Source organism: Deinococcus sp., assembly GCF_025362455.1.
Classification (GTDB): Bacteria; Deinococcota; Deinococci; order Deinococcales; family Deinococcaceae; genus Deinococcus.
This window is the reverse complement of record NZ_JANYGJ010000119.1, coordinates 1-14,156: the sequence shown is the minus strand read 5'-3', so window position 1 is coordinate 14,156 and position 14,156 is coordinate 1. Positions and strand designations below refer to the sequence as shown.

Below are 14,156 nucleotides of genomic sequence, written 5' to 3'. Positions count from 1 at the left end.
ACTTCCTGCCAGGGACTGCTGCGGTGGTCGCCCACCTGCCAGGCCAGATGCTTGTCTCCGCTCTCTTCACCCTTGATCCAGTTGGCAATGCTGACGTGAACGGCGGCGTCGCCGCTCCAGACCTGGGTGCTCACCGCGTCGGTGATGGTGCCGCCGTGCTGGACCACGTAGTCGAGGCCGCCCACCCTGCTGTCGTTCTGGCGAATGGTATTGGTGCCGACCAGCCCGGCCCGCTGGCCGTCTTGGAGATGGTCGTGGGCCTTGCGAATCCAGTACACGCAGTAGTCGGCCAGGCCCGGCATTTCCGGGTAGGCGGCCCGCAACTTCCGCACGTACACAGGCGACATTTCCTGCTGCAACTTGTTCTTGCTCTGAAACGGTGGGTTGCCGATGATGGCGTCGGCGGCAGGCCAGGGCGTAAAGAGCGCGTCGGCGTGCAGAATGTTGTTGTCTAAATTATCGAGCGGCAGCGGCTGGTCAAAATCCAGGCCAACGCCGCCCAGCAGATCGTGGGTTTCCTGAATCGCCAGTTCCTTGGCGAGCGTCAGGGTCACTTTGGCCAGTTCAGCACCGAAACTGTCGAACTCGATGCCGTACATCTGCCGGATGCTGACGCTGCCTGCCGCCTGCCGGGCCGCGTCTTTGCTGACCTCGGCCAGTTTTTGCAGGGCACGGACTTCGAGGCGCCGCAACTCACGGTAGGCCACGTACAGAAAGTTGCCGCTTCCACAGGCCGGATCGAGCACCCGAAAGCGCCGTAAGGCAACCAGCCACTCACCCAGCTCACTGACTTTACTGGCGCCGTCCAACCGGGCTTGCCAGGGCCGGAGAATGGTCGGCAGCACCACCCGCATGATGTCGGCCTCCGAGGTGTAGTGAGCGCCCCTGGCATGCCGGTCCGCCTTGCCCATGCTGCTCTGAAACAGCACCCCGAAAATCTGTGGCTGAATCTTGGACCAGTCGTTGTCCAGCGCCGCCTTGTGCAGCAAGTAGAGCTCGTCGGCGTTGAGTTCGAGCGGGTCAACCGTACTGAACAGGCCGCCGTTGAAGTAGCGCACCCCCTGATAGCGCCCACCCCGCGCCGCCTGGGGGTCGTTCATCTGCCGGAACAGGCCGCCCAGAAGATCATAGGTGCTGCCTTTGCCCGCCTTGGCGTCTGCGGTCAGTTCGGTAAACAGGCTCTTGGGGAGCAGCCCGAAGTCCTCTGAGAACATCGCCATCACACTCTGGAGCATGAAGCGCTGCACCCGGTCCCGGTCTTCACCACGCTGAATGAGGCTGTTGAAGACCACGGATACCGCGTCTGCGGCCTCCCGCGTGACCTCGACCCGGTTATTTCCGAACAGGGGTGATCTTTCCTCCGGAAAAAGGAAGCCCAGCACGGGATAGCGCGTGGGCAAGTCTTCCAGCTTCACGCGGTCCATCGGCTCATCGAGCTGCGTATTGAAGTCATAGACCCACAACTCGTCAAAGTTGCAGACGATAACGTATCGGGGCCGGTCCGGCACGATACGCGTCCAGTATTCAAAGGCTTGCTGATAATGGTTGGCAAGTTTTTCACCGCGCTTCTTCATCTCAATGAGTAGGCGGGGTCGCCAGAGAAGATCGGCGAATTTCTTGCCGCCGCCCTGTTTGGCGACCCGGAATTCGAGTTCAGCGCCAGCTTCCTTGTAACCTGCGTGGCCGAACGCCTGAAAAAGTCGATCCAAAAACACCTGCGATTCGCCTTTCTCATCACCTTTGAGGGTGCGCCAGTACTCTACGAAAGCCCGCATCCGGGTCTCAACTTCAGGATTCTGTGTCACGGTTCAAGTTAGCGCATGGTCACGAGGAAGGCGGTATGATCTGCGGCCCGTCTTACAACACGCCGTCGTAGATCTCGTTCAGGCTCAGGTTGCGGTCCAGGCAGGGCAGGGGAATTTCACCGTTGCCGATCAGCTCCCGCATGGCCCAGAGGCCGTCAATCGATTTCTGGTAAGCATAGACGCGACGCTCAAGCTGCTCAATCATCAAATAGGTCTGGAGCGAGGGGATGGCCGTGTAGAGAGCATATTTACCGACACGATCATGGGCCGCTGTACTCTCCGAAAGCACCTCAACGATAAGGCAAGGTCGAGTTTTAAAATATCTGTTATTGTCTTCTTTATCGCATATCAGCACCATATCTGGATAAAAGTACGTCCCTTTAGAATCTATATATAAACGCATATCCGATTGATAGAGCTTGCAGCCCATTTTTCTGGCGTCCCGATGGAGTTCTGCGTTAAGATTGGCGCAAATCGAAATGTGCTCGTCACTCGCTCCCGCCTGCCCGTGCAGCGGGTACACGAAGCCGCCGACGTACTCACGCTTGACCGGACTCGTCGCCTCGGTCCGCAAATACTCCTCAACGCTCATCGTCTTGAAGGCGGGGTCGCTCATGCCTCCAGTTTACACTCACCGTCGCCCCCGCTTCCTCACCTTCTGGCCCGGCACGGTGGGCTGCTCGAAGTTCTTGCCCTGGAGCTTGGCCTCGATGCTGCGAATCTGGTCGCGCAGCGCGGCGGCTTTCTCGAAATCGAGGTCTTCGGACGCCTGCCACATGTCGAGTTCCAGGTCAGTGAGCTGGACCGTCAGGGTGTCGCGGTCACCCGACAGGTCGCCGCCTGCGGGCAACTCGGCCACTTCCTCACCGCGAATGACGTTGCGCACGCCCTTGACGATGGTGGTCGGGGTGATACCGTTCGCCTCGTTGAAGGCGCTCTGCTTCTCGCGGCGGCGGCGGGTCTCCTCCATCGCGGTGTGCATGGCGGGCGTGATGGTGTCGCCGTAGAGAATGACCTCCCCGCCGACGTTGCGGGCAGCCCGGCCAATCGTCTGGATCAGGGCGCGGTCACTGCGCAAAAAGCCGGGTTTATCGGCGTCCAGAATGGCGACCAGCGAGACTTCGGGCAGGTCCAGGCCCTCGCGCAAGAGGTTGATGCCGATGAGGACGTCATAGTGCCCCAACCTGAGATCGCGGATGATGACCTGGCGCTCCACCGAGTCGATGTCCGAGTGCAAATACCTGGCCCGCACGCCCTTTTCGAGCAGATACTCGGTCAGGTCCTCGGACATTCGCTTGGTCAGGGTGGTGACCAGCACGCGCTCACCGATCCCGGCCCGCTGGCGGATGCGGCCCAGCAAATCCTCGATCTGGCCCTGAATCGGGCGCACCGTCACGGGCGGGTCCACCAGGCCGGTGGGGCGGATGATCTGGTCGGCGGTGCTGTCACTGACCTCGCGCTCGAAGGGGCCGGGCGTGGCCGAGACGAACACCGTCTGGCCGGTTTTCGACAAAAACTCCTGGAAGTTCAGCGGGCGGTTGTCCACGGCGGAGGGCAGCCGGAAGCCGTAGTCCACCAGCGTCTGCTTGCGGGCCTTGTCGCCGTTGGCCATGCCGCCGATCTGCGGCACCGTCACGTGCGATTCGTCGATAAAGGTGATGAAGTTGTCGGGAAAGTAGTCGAGCATGGTGTAGGGCGTCTCGCCGGGGCGGCGCCCGTCGATGTGGCGCGAGTAGTTCTCGATGCCGGAGCAGTAGCCCAGCACCTTCATCATCTCCAGGTCGTAGAGCGTGCGCTCCTTGATGCGCTGGGCTTCGAGCAGCTTGCCCACCGAGTTGAAATATTCCAGCCGCTCGTCGAGTTCCTGCTGGATGGTGATAATCGCGCTCTCGACGTTGCTGGCGCTGGCGACATAGTGCTTGGCCGGATAGATCACGGTGGCGTCGAGGTCGGCCAGCTTGTCGCCCGTCACCGGATGGACGACCTGAATCTTCTCCACGTCGTCGCCGAACAGCTCGATGCGCAGCGGCTGCTCGTCGTAGGCGGGCCAGACGTCGATGATGTCGCCCTTGGCCCGGAAGCGCCCGGCACCCAGCTCGATGTCGTTGCGCTCGTACTGGAGCGTGACCAGCCGCGAGATGATCTCGTCGCGGCTGGCTTTACCGCCCACCTTCAAAATGATGTTCAGTGCCCGGTACTCGGCGGGGTCGCCCAGGCCGTAGATGCAGCTCACCGAGGCGACCACGATGGTGTCGCTGCGGGTCAGCAGGCTGCGGGTGGCCGAATGCCGCAAGCGCTCGATCTCCTGGTTGACCGAGGCGTCCTTCTCGATGAACAGATCCTTGCCGGGCACGTAGGCTTCGGGCTGGTAGTAGTCGTAGTACGAGATGAAGAACTCGACGGCAGCCGACGGAAAGAATTCGCGGAATTCGGCGGCGAGCTGGGCGGTCAGCACCTTGTTGGGCGCCATGATGAGGGCCGGGCGTCCGGTCTCCTCGATCACTTGCGCGACGCTATAGGTCTTGCCCGTGCCCGTGGCTCCGAGCAGGGTCTGGAACCTCAGCCCGCTGTCCAGGCCGTCTACGAGGCTACGAATGGCGGTTGGCTGGTCGCCTGCTGGCGTGTACTCGGACTCGACCTTGAGCATCCAGACAGTCTACCCTAAATTACGGCCTGAGCGTAAGAGGGCAGCAACATTGTGCGTTGAGCAACATAGTATCTCAACACAGTATCTGGAGCGGCACCGAAGATGAAGGCCAGCCCTGCCCAGGCTCAAGCTTTAGCCAAAAGGATGACGCAACTCAGGGTCCACGGTGCTCATACTCTGAGGTATGCAGAAGACCCCAGATGTGAGCGCCTCCATCCAGAACATGTTCGCCCAGAGCACGGCGGTGCTGGCGCAACCGAGCGTCGCCACCTTCGAGCGCTTCGAGAAACGCGGCACGACTCAGCAGGCGTACATCTACGTGCTGCTGGCCGCACTGGTCGCGGGCGCCGTGGCGGCGATCTTCGCTCCGTTCCACGGATACAGCTTCATTGGCCAGCTTCTGAGTGGTGTCCTTGGTACGCTGATTGGCTTTGGGGTATTTACCGGCGCGGTCTACGGCATTGGCAAGGCGCTGTTCAAGGGCACCGGCACCTACCCGGAAGTGGCTTATACCTTCGCTCTATTTTTTGTGCCACTGAGCGTTCTCGGCACGTTGCTCGGCATTATTCCGCTTTTGCAATACCTGTTCAACTTGCTGATCGCGGTGGTGATGGTCTACTTCGGTTTCCTGGCGGTGCAGTCGAGCATGAATGTCCGTACCAACGGCGAGGCGCTGGGGCTGGCGGTTCTCTCTGGCGTGGCCTACGCCGTAGTCTTCGGCATCATCCGCTGGCTGTTTTTGTAAACATCTGAGCCCAGATTCGCCATCCCAGATTTACCATCACCGCCGCCCCTCTCGTCTAGGCGGCGGTTTTACGTTTCTGCCACGTCCCGTTCGTCCAGAGTCCAGGCCAGCAGGGCATTGGGCAGGTTGGGAATCAGCAGCAGCGCTCCGGCCAGCAGCAGCAGCCCCAGCGAGTCGGTATCGAACAGCCGGGCCGAGGCGGGCAAAAAGCCCCAGTAGACCAGGCACAGCAGCACGGCCAGGCCGCCCAGAATGCGGTAGGCGTTCATCTGGGCGGCCACCAGCAGACGCCATTGCCGCTCGCTCAGGCGCGGGCAGGGCTGGCCTGAAGCGTGCTGGCCAGACCCCTGATGACCAGACCCCTGATGACCGGACGCCTGATGAAACTGGGCTTCGGGCAACAGGCTGCGGCGAGCACCCAGCAGGTAGACCAGGCCGCTCAGCAAACTCAGGACGCCCACCGCCAGCAGGCTCTGCCACAGCCAGGACGCCGCTCCCGGCGTGGCCCTGAGCAGCGCCGCCACCAGGATGATGAAGTACCCGACGAACACGTAGGCGACGCGCCGCCGCCGCACGGACCTGGACGGGAGCGACTGCACAAGGGCCAAACCATTCCCGGTCATGCTGGTTCCTCCCAGAACTGAACTCACGCAGAGCTGAACCCGTACCGAAACTCACACCGAACTGAACCCGTACCGAGTTGGGCTGGCGCGTCAGGATCGGACCGCCACTCTACCCCCGTTACATGAAGTTGTCGTCATGCGGCGGTCAGATTGAGCTTATAAAAGTAATCACAGACGCAATCTACTGGGGCTGTTCACCGTACACGCGCACTTCCACGTCCAGTCGGCCCTGGGCGCCGCCGTAGAAGGTGCCGCGCACCGGGGAGACGTCCGGGTAATCGCGGCCATGCCCAATCTTGATGTGTTTTTCACCGGCCAGCACGTCGTTGGTGGGATCGAAGCCGGTCCAGCCCACGCCGGGGATCAGCGCCTCGACCCAGGCGTGGGTGGCGTCGGCACCGACCATCTCACCGCCGGAATACAGGTAGCCGCTGACGTACCGGGCCGGAATGCCCAGCGTGCGGCAGACCCCCAGCATGGCGTGGGTGAAATCCTGGCAGACGCCCTGCTGGAGCGTCGAGAACTCCAGAATGGTGGTGCGCACGCTGGTGGCGCCCGGCTTGTAGGTGAACTGCCGGTGGAATTGGCTGGTCAGCGCACGCAAAAAGCCCGGCAGATCATCGTCGGGGCCGGGCCGGGCCACGCCGAAGATCTCTGGCCACCGACCCTGGGGCACGCGGGGGCTGGCCACCAGAAATTCAGTGACCGGGCCGAACTCGCAGACCGTAGCGCGCAGGTCGCCCAGGGCGCTGAGCGGCGCGGGCGGCAGCAGCAGCGGGGGTTTGGTGATGACCAGGGCCTGGGCCTCGATGCGCAGCACGGTATGGCGCTCGTGGACATGCACGTGATGCACGATGGACCCGAAGTAGTCGCGGTGGGTGGTGACGCTGCTGGCTTCGGGCTCGACCAGCAGGTGAAAACTCCTGAGCTGCTGGCGTTCGCTGGCCTCCGGATGCAGGCGCACCTCGTTGAAAGAATCCCAGGCGGGTTCTTTGTAGACGTACTCGGTGACATGACGAATCTCGGCGCGCATACCTTCTGCACTGAGGATACGGGAAATGGCAGGCGGGAATGGGGGGGCGGTGCTGGCCGGGCGTTCACCTTGGAGCAGAGCGAACGCAAGCCGACCTGATTCACGTGTTGCGGCAGCGTGGTGGCGTCACCCAGTGGCGGCTTGCCGTAATTCAAAGCGTCTGACAAAGTAAGAATCTTGCCGTCGCACCAAGAGATCCTTCACTACGTTCGGGATGACGAACCTCTTTGCGGTAAGAGCTGTTTTTGGCGAAAACGAGCACTCTTTTTACAGACATCACGTACACCGGCAGCTCACAGACTCAACCCTCACGTCGTGAAATACGCCGCGTAGATGGCCGAGCCAACCTCGTTGAAGTCGATCAGCAATTCGTCCAAGCCGGGCGACCCGCGTTCCAGAATGTCGTCCACGTCGGCGTGTTCCAGGCGGGCACGCAGCCAGCTCGCCTGACGCAGCAGCTCCGGATACGCCTGGGGGTGCAGGCGCTGAATCTGTACCAGCGCGTCGTGGAGGTTGGCGGCGGCGTAGCGCACGCTGCGGGGAAAGGCCTCATCGAGCAGCAGAAACTCGGCGATCACGCGGGGGTCGAGGCCGCTGTGAACGCGCTTGCGGTACGCCTCGTAGGCCGAGACGGTTTTCAGGACCGCCATCCAGCGGTGGTTGTCCACGGCGGCCTGGGCCGGACCCGTGCCCGCCGCGCCGTAGCGCACCTGGAGGAGCCGCAGCAGGTTGTCGCCGCGCTCCAGCAGTTGGCCGCTGCGCATGAACGACCAGCCCTCGTCGCGGGGCAAAGTGGCGAAGGCGATGCCGAAAAACATCTGGCTGAGGTCGCGGGCCGCCGAGCAGTACTCGAACAGGCCGTCGCGCAGCAGCACGTCGTCGGTCTGAAAGCACAGGTCCAGGTACGCCCGGTTGATGGTCTCCCACATCTCGGAGGGAATCCGGTCACGAAGGCCACGGGCGTTCTCGCGGGCACGCGACAGGCTCGACGCGATGCTCGACGAGTTGCGCCGGTCAAAGGCCAGCCAGCTCGCCACGCTGTGGGCGTCGGCGCGGCCAAAGTGATCGGCGAAGCCCCCCTTGGTGCCGGAAATGTCGAGCAGCGGCTTCCACTCCTCGCTGACCCGGCCACCCGTCTCCAGGGTGGCGTAGTAGTTGACGTTGAGCAGCCGGGCGGCGTTCTCGGCCCGCTCGACGTAGCGGCCCATCCAGTACAGCGATTCGGCGAGGCGCGAGAGCATTACAGGGTCTCCACTGGGGTCGAGGACCGCACCGTTCTAACTAGGCGACCAGAGGGCGAAGGCAGCATTACAGGGTCTCCACTGGGGTCGAGGACCGCACCGTTCTAACTGGGCGACCAGAGGGCGAAGGCAGCATTACAGGGTCTCCACTGGGGTCGAGGACCGCACCGTTCTAACTGGGCGACCAGAGGGCGAAGGCAGCATTATAGGGTCTCCACTGGGGTCGAGGACCGCACTGTTCTAACTGGGCGACCAGAGGGCGAAGGCAGCATTAGACGTCTCCCAGGGAATCGGGGTTCTCGATGCCGGGCGTGACGCTGGGGTCAGGCGGGTCCGTGCTGGCGGTGTCGATGCTGGCTGGGTCCACGTCCACCGCACCGACATCCACCGCACCGACATCCACCGCCTCTGTGCCTGCCTCCAGCATCTCTGTGTCTGTGCCGACTACATTCGCACTGCCCTGACCCGGACGAAGCCGAGCTGGGGCGCCGCCGGTCGACTCGCCTTCTTCCGGGTGCAGCGCTTCATCTCCTTGCAGCAGCTCCGGCAGCTCCGAGCCGCTCCCAAAGCGGTGGGCGGTCTGCTCCGCCGCGCCTGAGCCGGGATGAGTCTTCAGGTGGCCCGGCACCCGGTCCGGCGCCGCCTGTCCAATCGGGGTTTGGCCGATCAGGGCACCCTGCGACTGGGACTGCATCTGGCTGCCGCCGCCCGACTGACTCTGGCCTTGGCTCTGGCTCTGACTCTGACTCTGCGTCTGGCCATTCTGGAGCCAGCGCTGGGCTGGACCGCCGCCGCCCTGGCCGGGCGAAGGCCAGCTCAGCGGGGCGCCCAGCTCGCTGCCCTCGGCGCCCAGAAACTGACTCTGGATCTGCGAGGGGCGCGGGCCGTCGTGGTCTAGCACCCAGGTGTCCTTGCTGCCGCCGCCCTGCGAGGAGTTGACCACCAGCGAGCCGCGTGAGAGCGCCACCCGCGTCAGGCCGCCCGGCACGATGGTGACCTCCTCGCCGACCAGGATGTAGGGCCGCAAATCGATGTGGGCCGCCTCGAAGTCGCCGGAATCGGTGTAGAAGGTCGGGTGGCGCGAGAGCCCGATGACCGGCTGGGCAATATAGTTGCGCGGATTCTCGCGGACCCCCACCAGAAAGTCCGCCGTCTCCTGCTTGGTGGCCGCCGGGCCGATCAGCATGCCGTAACCGCCCGCCTCGCCCACCGCCTTGATGACCATTTCACTGGCGTGAGAGAGCATGTGCGCCAGGTGCCCCGCGTCCCAGCCGAGGAAGGTGGGCACGTTGCCGAGCAGGGGTTTTTCATTCAGGTAATACTCGATCATCTGCGGCACGTAGGCGTAGACCGCCTTGTCGTCGGCCACGCCCGCCCCGATGGCGTTGGCGACGGCGACGCGGCCCTGGCGGGTGGCGTCGATCAGCCCCGGCACGCCCAGCGCCGAGTCTCGCCGGAACACCAGCGGGTCGATGAAGTCGTCGTCGATGCGGCGGTAGATCACGTCCACCTGGGTGCGCCCGGCGGTGGTCCGCATCCAGACCCGGCCATTGTCGACGAACAGATCGCGGCCCTCGACCAGCTCCACGCCCATCTGCTGGGCCAGGTAGGCGTGCTCGAAATAAGCGCTGTTGTACATGCCGGGGGTCAGCAGCACCACGGTGGCCTCCGGAGCACGCGGGCTGAGCGACCGCAGCACGTTCAGCAGCGCGGTGGTGTAGTGCTGCACCGTTCGCACGCCCTGACCGTCGAACATGCCGGGATAGATGCGCGTCATGGCCGCGCGGTTGGCCAGCAGGTAGCTCACGCCGCTGGGCGAACGCAGATTGTCTTCCAGCACCAGGTACTGCCCCGCCTCGTCGCGGATCAGGTCGCTGCCGACGATGTGGGTGTAGACGCCCAGCGGGACTTTCAGGCCGTGGACCTCGCGCCGGAAATGAGTCGAGGTGTAGACCAGCTCGGCGGGAATGATGCCGTCGTTCAGAATCTGGGCGTCGCTGTAGATGTCGCGCAAAAAGGCGTTCAGCGCCTTCACCCGCTGGGTCAGCCCGGCTTCCAGTCCGGCCCACTCGCTCGCCGGAATGATGCGCGGCACGGGGTCGAAGGGGAAGGTCCGCTCGGTGCCCGCGCTGTCGCCGTAGACGGTAAAGGTGATGCCCTGGTTGCGAAAGGCCAGGTCGAGTAGCGCCCGGCGGCGCTCGAATTCCGGCACGCCCAGGCGCTCCAGGTAGTCCTGCACGCCCTGGTAGTGGGGCCGGACCTCGCCCTGCGCGGTAAACATCTCGTCGAAGAAAGTCTCACCTTGCCGGTACTTCTGCATGTCATCCCCACCCTGACGTTCGACGTGGAGTAAAGATAGCGCAGGGCCGCGCTGGGTGGGGGTTGGGCGAAGCGAGGGTGTGGGCAAGGCGGATTTAGGAAAAGTTTAGGAATAGAGGCAGCGAAGCAGGGCGGAGGCACTCTGGCCCCCGCCCTGATTGGTGAAGTGAGAAAGGCTATCAGCAGGCGCTGATTTTCACGCCAGAAATACTGTTCTGCTTGACGATGGCTCCGGCAGAATCGTACAGCTCGTAGCGAATGGTGATGTTGTCGCCTTGAGGTAATCCGCTGCAAGGTTCAAAAAGCCCCCATGAGTAAGTACCGCTTGATAAAGTGCCAGGGGCAAACGATTTGTCTCCAACAAATAATTTCCCATTCTTCACAGTATCAAGCTCAACTATCGACAGATTGTCTGCGCTGAAACTAACACGGCCAGTTCTACCAAACTTATCTTTAAGTTTAGCAAAGCTTTCTGTATTGTAAAAAGCTACGGTGGTAACTGGAATAGCGTCAGTACAAGCGGTTATTCCTACACAGAGGATGGCTACAATCGTTGCGATCTTTAGTTTGCAGATTCTGTCAGCGAACATACGTCATTGCCTTCTTGACGGCTTCATAGACATTAATTCTTCCAATGCTGTCTACTGCCGGGTCGCCCGTGCTTTTAAATGCCGTTGATTGCAGTATCTTCACCACATCTGCCCGGTTAAGGCTAAAATTTGCATCCCGCATTAGGGCAACGGCTCCAGCAACAAAAGGAGAAGCCGCAGAAGTGCCGTCAAATCTCTGATTACTAGTTAAATTTGTGCTGGCGCAGAAGAGTTGAGATGCTGTATAACAAGACGACGCATTTCCAGGCGTAAAGCTGGCAGTGAGATTTACCCCTGGAGCAAAGATTTGCACCATGGGACCCCAATTTGAATAGCTGGCTTTTTTGTCAAGCTCGTCTGTGGCTCCCACAGCAATCACAGAGGACCACGAAGCTGGGACAGGATATAGGAACCAAGGATAACGCACTGAATCCTGGTAGCGATTGTCGTTACCTGCCGCTGCGATGTTAATCACTCCAGCAGCCTCTGCCCTGAGAAGTGCGTCAGAAAGGTAAAATCCATAAGGATTTGGGACATTGCCGCCGCCAGGCATTAAGGTGCCGAATGACATATTGATAATGTCAACTCCAGATGCTACAGCTCTGTCTACAGCTCGCGCTGCATCATAAAAACTCAAAGCATTGCCAATTCCGCGACCTAACCGGTAGAGGTATGGCCAGGCACCAGGCGCTACGCCGCTTGAGCCGTATTGATTGTTACTTGCACCGAGTGCTACCTGAGCAACACTCATACCATGCCACAAACTGTTGTTGTAATCGGGATCACCGTCAAAACTGGTTACGTCGGTATCTCCATCTTGGTAGTCGTATTGTTGGCTAGCAATGTTTCCTTTGAACCAGGTGCTTGAGTTTTTTATCGGATTGAATCCGGTCAGCTCATAGTCATTAGGTTTGAAACCAGTGTCGATAATTCCAACGTCGGGGCGAAATCCAGTATAGCCAAGCTCTTCCCATGCCCGTATTACGCCTGTCTTCTTGAATTGCCAGTACCAGCTTGGAGAGTTTGGCGTGACCCGTCCTCCAGTGCTAAGCAACGCATCCTGATCGTTTCCAGTAGCGCCAGTAGGACGCATGACGTAATTCGTAGTTACTGCCAGCCCGAATTCGTCCTGAGCTGTCTGTGTTGCATAATAAAGGTTTGCCGTCTCCTGATCGGGAAACTCAATCTTGCCTTTCAACTCATCTTTGCTGAGCCTCTTGGCCATAGCGTCCATCGAAACGGCTGGCGTTGTGATCTGCACGAGCCGCCAGAGCCCTTGAGGCACTGGGCGTAACTTGTTTCCCTTCTCCGCACCGCTCAACACAGGCGTTGGAGACGTGCCATCATTCAGCACCACACCGTCATACTTCTTCAAAAACTTACCGAATGACTTTTCATCAGTCACTTTGACGATCACTTCTTTTTGGAAAAACTCGATGTTGCCCTGCTCGGTGCGCATCAACGTGTTGGCGTGCTGTCCGTGCTTCTCAAGCGCCTGGGCCTCCAATTTACGCTCACTGCCCAGCACCTGCGGGTTGATGGAAACTGAAACATCCTTGTAGGTCGCCTCAGCGCCAGGTACTACCTGCCCATCAACGGTGGAAGTTTGACTTCCGCAAGCGCCGAGCATCAGTGCCAGCGAAAGTAGAAGTGGTGCGGTGCGGTGCGGTAGTTTCATAAAACTCCTTCGACCAGTCACGCCGTGAATGCTGACACGCTGATCAGTTCCACACCTTCATGTTACCCGAAGTATTCAGGTTTGTATATCACACCATGACCGCGACATCTGGTGACAGGAACCCACGGAGCGCACGAAAAAGACGACTGGAAGCCGGTTTATGCTACTCACACCATTTTCGTTTCATCCGAATTATAAGACCAATTCGGCCTGTTTGAACCCGGTATAATAGTTTACCCGGCACCTCACGCCGTCGTCTTTGTACTCCCGTCTTTGTCTGGCAGCCTGACACTATGGTTCGGGTACGACAGCTCGATGCCCGCCGCGTCGAAGGCGAGCTTGATGCGGCGGTTGAACTCGCGCTGGAGCGCCCACTGGGTTTTGGGTTGCACCCGCAGCAGCGCCCGCAGCTCCACGCCCCGGCCCGCCAGGCTGCTGACACCCTGCAATTCGGGCGCGTCCAGCATACTGGCGTTCCATTCGGGGTCGGCGTAGAGGTCCGAGCAGACGCCCGCCAGCACGTCCAGGGCGCGGGCCAGGTCGGCTTCCGGGGTGATGTCCACGGCGGCCACCACCTGCGACCAGTCCTTGCTACTGACACTGACCGTCAGAATCTGGCCGTTGGGAATGATGTGGACCGTGCCGTCCAAGGCCCGCAACGCCGTGACGCGCAGGTTCAGTTGTTCCACACCGCCGCTGAGCAGGCCGTTGTTGACGCTGATGACGTCGCCGACGCCGTACTGGTCTTCGAGCAGAATGAAAAACCCGTTGAACACGTCTTTGATCAGGCTCTGGGCGCCGAAGCCCACCGCCAGCCCGAACACCGAGACGCCCGCCAGCAGGGTACTGGCATCGATGCCCACCACCTGCAACACGCTGACGGCCACCACCAGCACCACCGCCACGCGCAGGCCGCTCTCGACCACGCCGCGCAGGGTTCGTGTCCGTACCGAGCGGCGGCTGAACACGTCGCCGGGCACGATCCGGGCCGAGAGCGCAGCGATCAGGTTCCAGACGATCAGCGCCAGCGCCAGCGTGACGATCAATCGTCCGGCGCTGTTGCGAAACCAGGAGGTGATCTCGGCCCCCGCGCCCTGCAAAATCGGCAGCGGCAGCTCCAGCGCGGCCACGCCCACCGACAGCGCCCCGAACAGGCAGGCCAGCAGCCAGGCCCAGGCCAGGGCACGCAGCAAGCGGACCTGGGTGGGCAGCGCCAGCGCCAGCCGCCGCAGCAGGCGCCGCCCCAGCCACCAGACCGCGTAGCTGACAGCCAGCACGATGACCAGCTCGGTCCAGATGACCGGGCGGGCCAGTTGCCGGGCCAGCAGGTCGGGGATGGGCAACTCGGCCAGATCAGTGGCGGGCAGGTTGGGAAACAGCCGCAGCGGCACGTTGCCCCCGCTCAGCCCTGACTGGCGCTGGGCACTGCCGGGGTCGCCGAACCCTCTGCCGAACTTTGAGCCGAACCCCGCGCC

Annotated in this window: 11 protein-coding genes; 1 reads left to right on the top strand and 10 read right to left on the bottom strand. The window is 61.6% G+C overall.

Going from position 1 to position 14,156, the window contains the following annotated elements; translation table 11 throughout:
• The 3 genes from Q0R23_RS09450 to uvrB form a co-directional block, all read right to left on the bottom strand.
• Positions 1–1,775, bottom strand: a 1,775-nt coding sequence (locus tag Q0R23_RS09450; protein WP_293912429.1) for a class I SAM-dependent DNA methyltransferase, incomplete at its 3' end; no start/stop codon positions are given.
• An 82-nt stretch (positions 1,776–1,857) separates the two neighbouring features.
• Complete coding sequence (locus Q0R23_RS09445) at positions 1,858–2,421, bottom strand: Uma2 family endonuclease (RefSeq protein ID WP_293912427.1); 564 nt, start codon at positions 2,419–2,421, stop codon at positions 1,858–1,860.
• A gap of 15 nt (positions 2,422–2,436) precedes the next feature.
• A complete protein-coding gene (gene uvrB / locus Q0R23_RS09440; RefSeq protein WP_293912426.1) occupies positions 2,437–4,452 on the bottom strand; it encodes an excinuclease ABC subunit UvrB in 2,016 nt (671 codons plus the stop codon).
• Positions 4,453–4,636: 184 nt separating this feature from the next.
• On the opposite strand from uvrB, the gene Q0R23_RS09435 reads away from it, so the two are divergent.
• On the top strand, positions 4,637–5,197 hold the full coding sequence (locus Q0R23_RS09435) for a YIP1 family protein (RefSeq protein ID WP_293912423.1): 561 nt from the start codon (positions 4,637–4,639) through the stop codon (positions 5,195–5,197).
• Positions 5,198–5,265: 68 nt separating this feature from the next.
• On the opposite strand, the gene Q0R23_RS09430 is transcribed toward Q0R23_RS09435, so the two are convergent.
• From Q0R23_RS09430 to Q0R23_RS09400, 7 genes are all read right to left on the bottom strand, one after another.
• Positions 5,266–5,820 carry a hypothetical protein gene (locus Q0R23_RS09430; protein ID WP_293912420.1) on the bottom strand — a complete coding sequence of 185 codons (555 nt, stop codon included), beginning with the start codon at positions 5,818–5,820 and terminating at the stop codon, positions 5,266–5,268.
• Between the two features lie 181 nt (positions 5,821–6,001).
• Positions 6,002–6,853: a transglutaminase family protein gene (locus tag Q0R23_RS09425; protein WP_293912418.1), complete on the bottom strand. Its 852-nt coding sequence runs from the start codon at positions 6,851–6,853 to the stop codon at positions 6,002–6,004.
• Between the two features lie 308 nt (positions 6,854–7,161).
• On the bottom strand, positions 7,162–8,094 hold the full coding sequence (locus Q0R23_RS09420) for an alpha-E domain-containing protein (protein ID WP_293912416.1): 933 nt from the start codon (positions 8,092–8,094) through the stop codon (positions 7,162–7,164).
• A gap of 271 nt (positions 8,095–8,365) precedes the next feature.
• The gene (locus Q0R23_RS09415; RefSeq protein WP_293912415.1) at positions 8,366–10,414 is read right to left on the bottom strand and encodes a circularly permuted type 2 ATP-grasp protein; all 2,049 of its coding nucleotides are present in this window, start codon (positions 10,412–10,414) and stop codon (positions 8,366–8,368) included.
• 178 nt (positions 10,415–10,592) lie between these two features.
• Positions 10,593–11,003: a hypothetical protein gene (locus Q0R23_RS09410; RefSeq protein ID WP_293912413.1), complete on the bottom strand. Its 411-nt coding sequence runs from the start codon at positions 11,001–11,003 to the stop codon at positions 10,593–10,595.
• Positions 10,993–12,681 (bottom strand): S8/S53 family peptidase, encoded by a 1,689-nt coding sequence (locus tag Q0R23_RS09405; RefSeq protein ID WP_293912412.1) that lies wholly within the window; start codon positions 12,679–12,681, stop codon positions 10,993–10,995. The genes Q0R23_RS09410 and Q0R23_RS09405 overlap by 11 nt, the downstream gene beginning before the upstream one ends.
• A 245-nt stretch (positions 12,682–12,926) precedes the next feature.
• Positions 12,927–14,156: mechanosensitive ion channel family protein (locus tag Q0R23_RS09400; RefSeq protein ID WP_366520412.1), on the bottom strand; the 1,230-nt coding region annotated here is incomplete at its 5' end.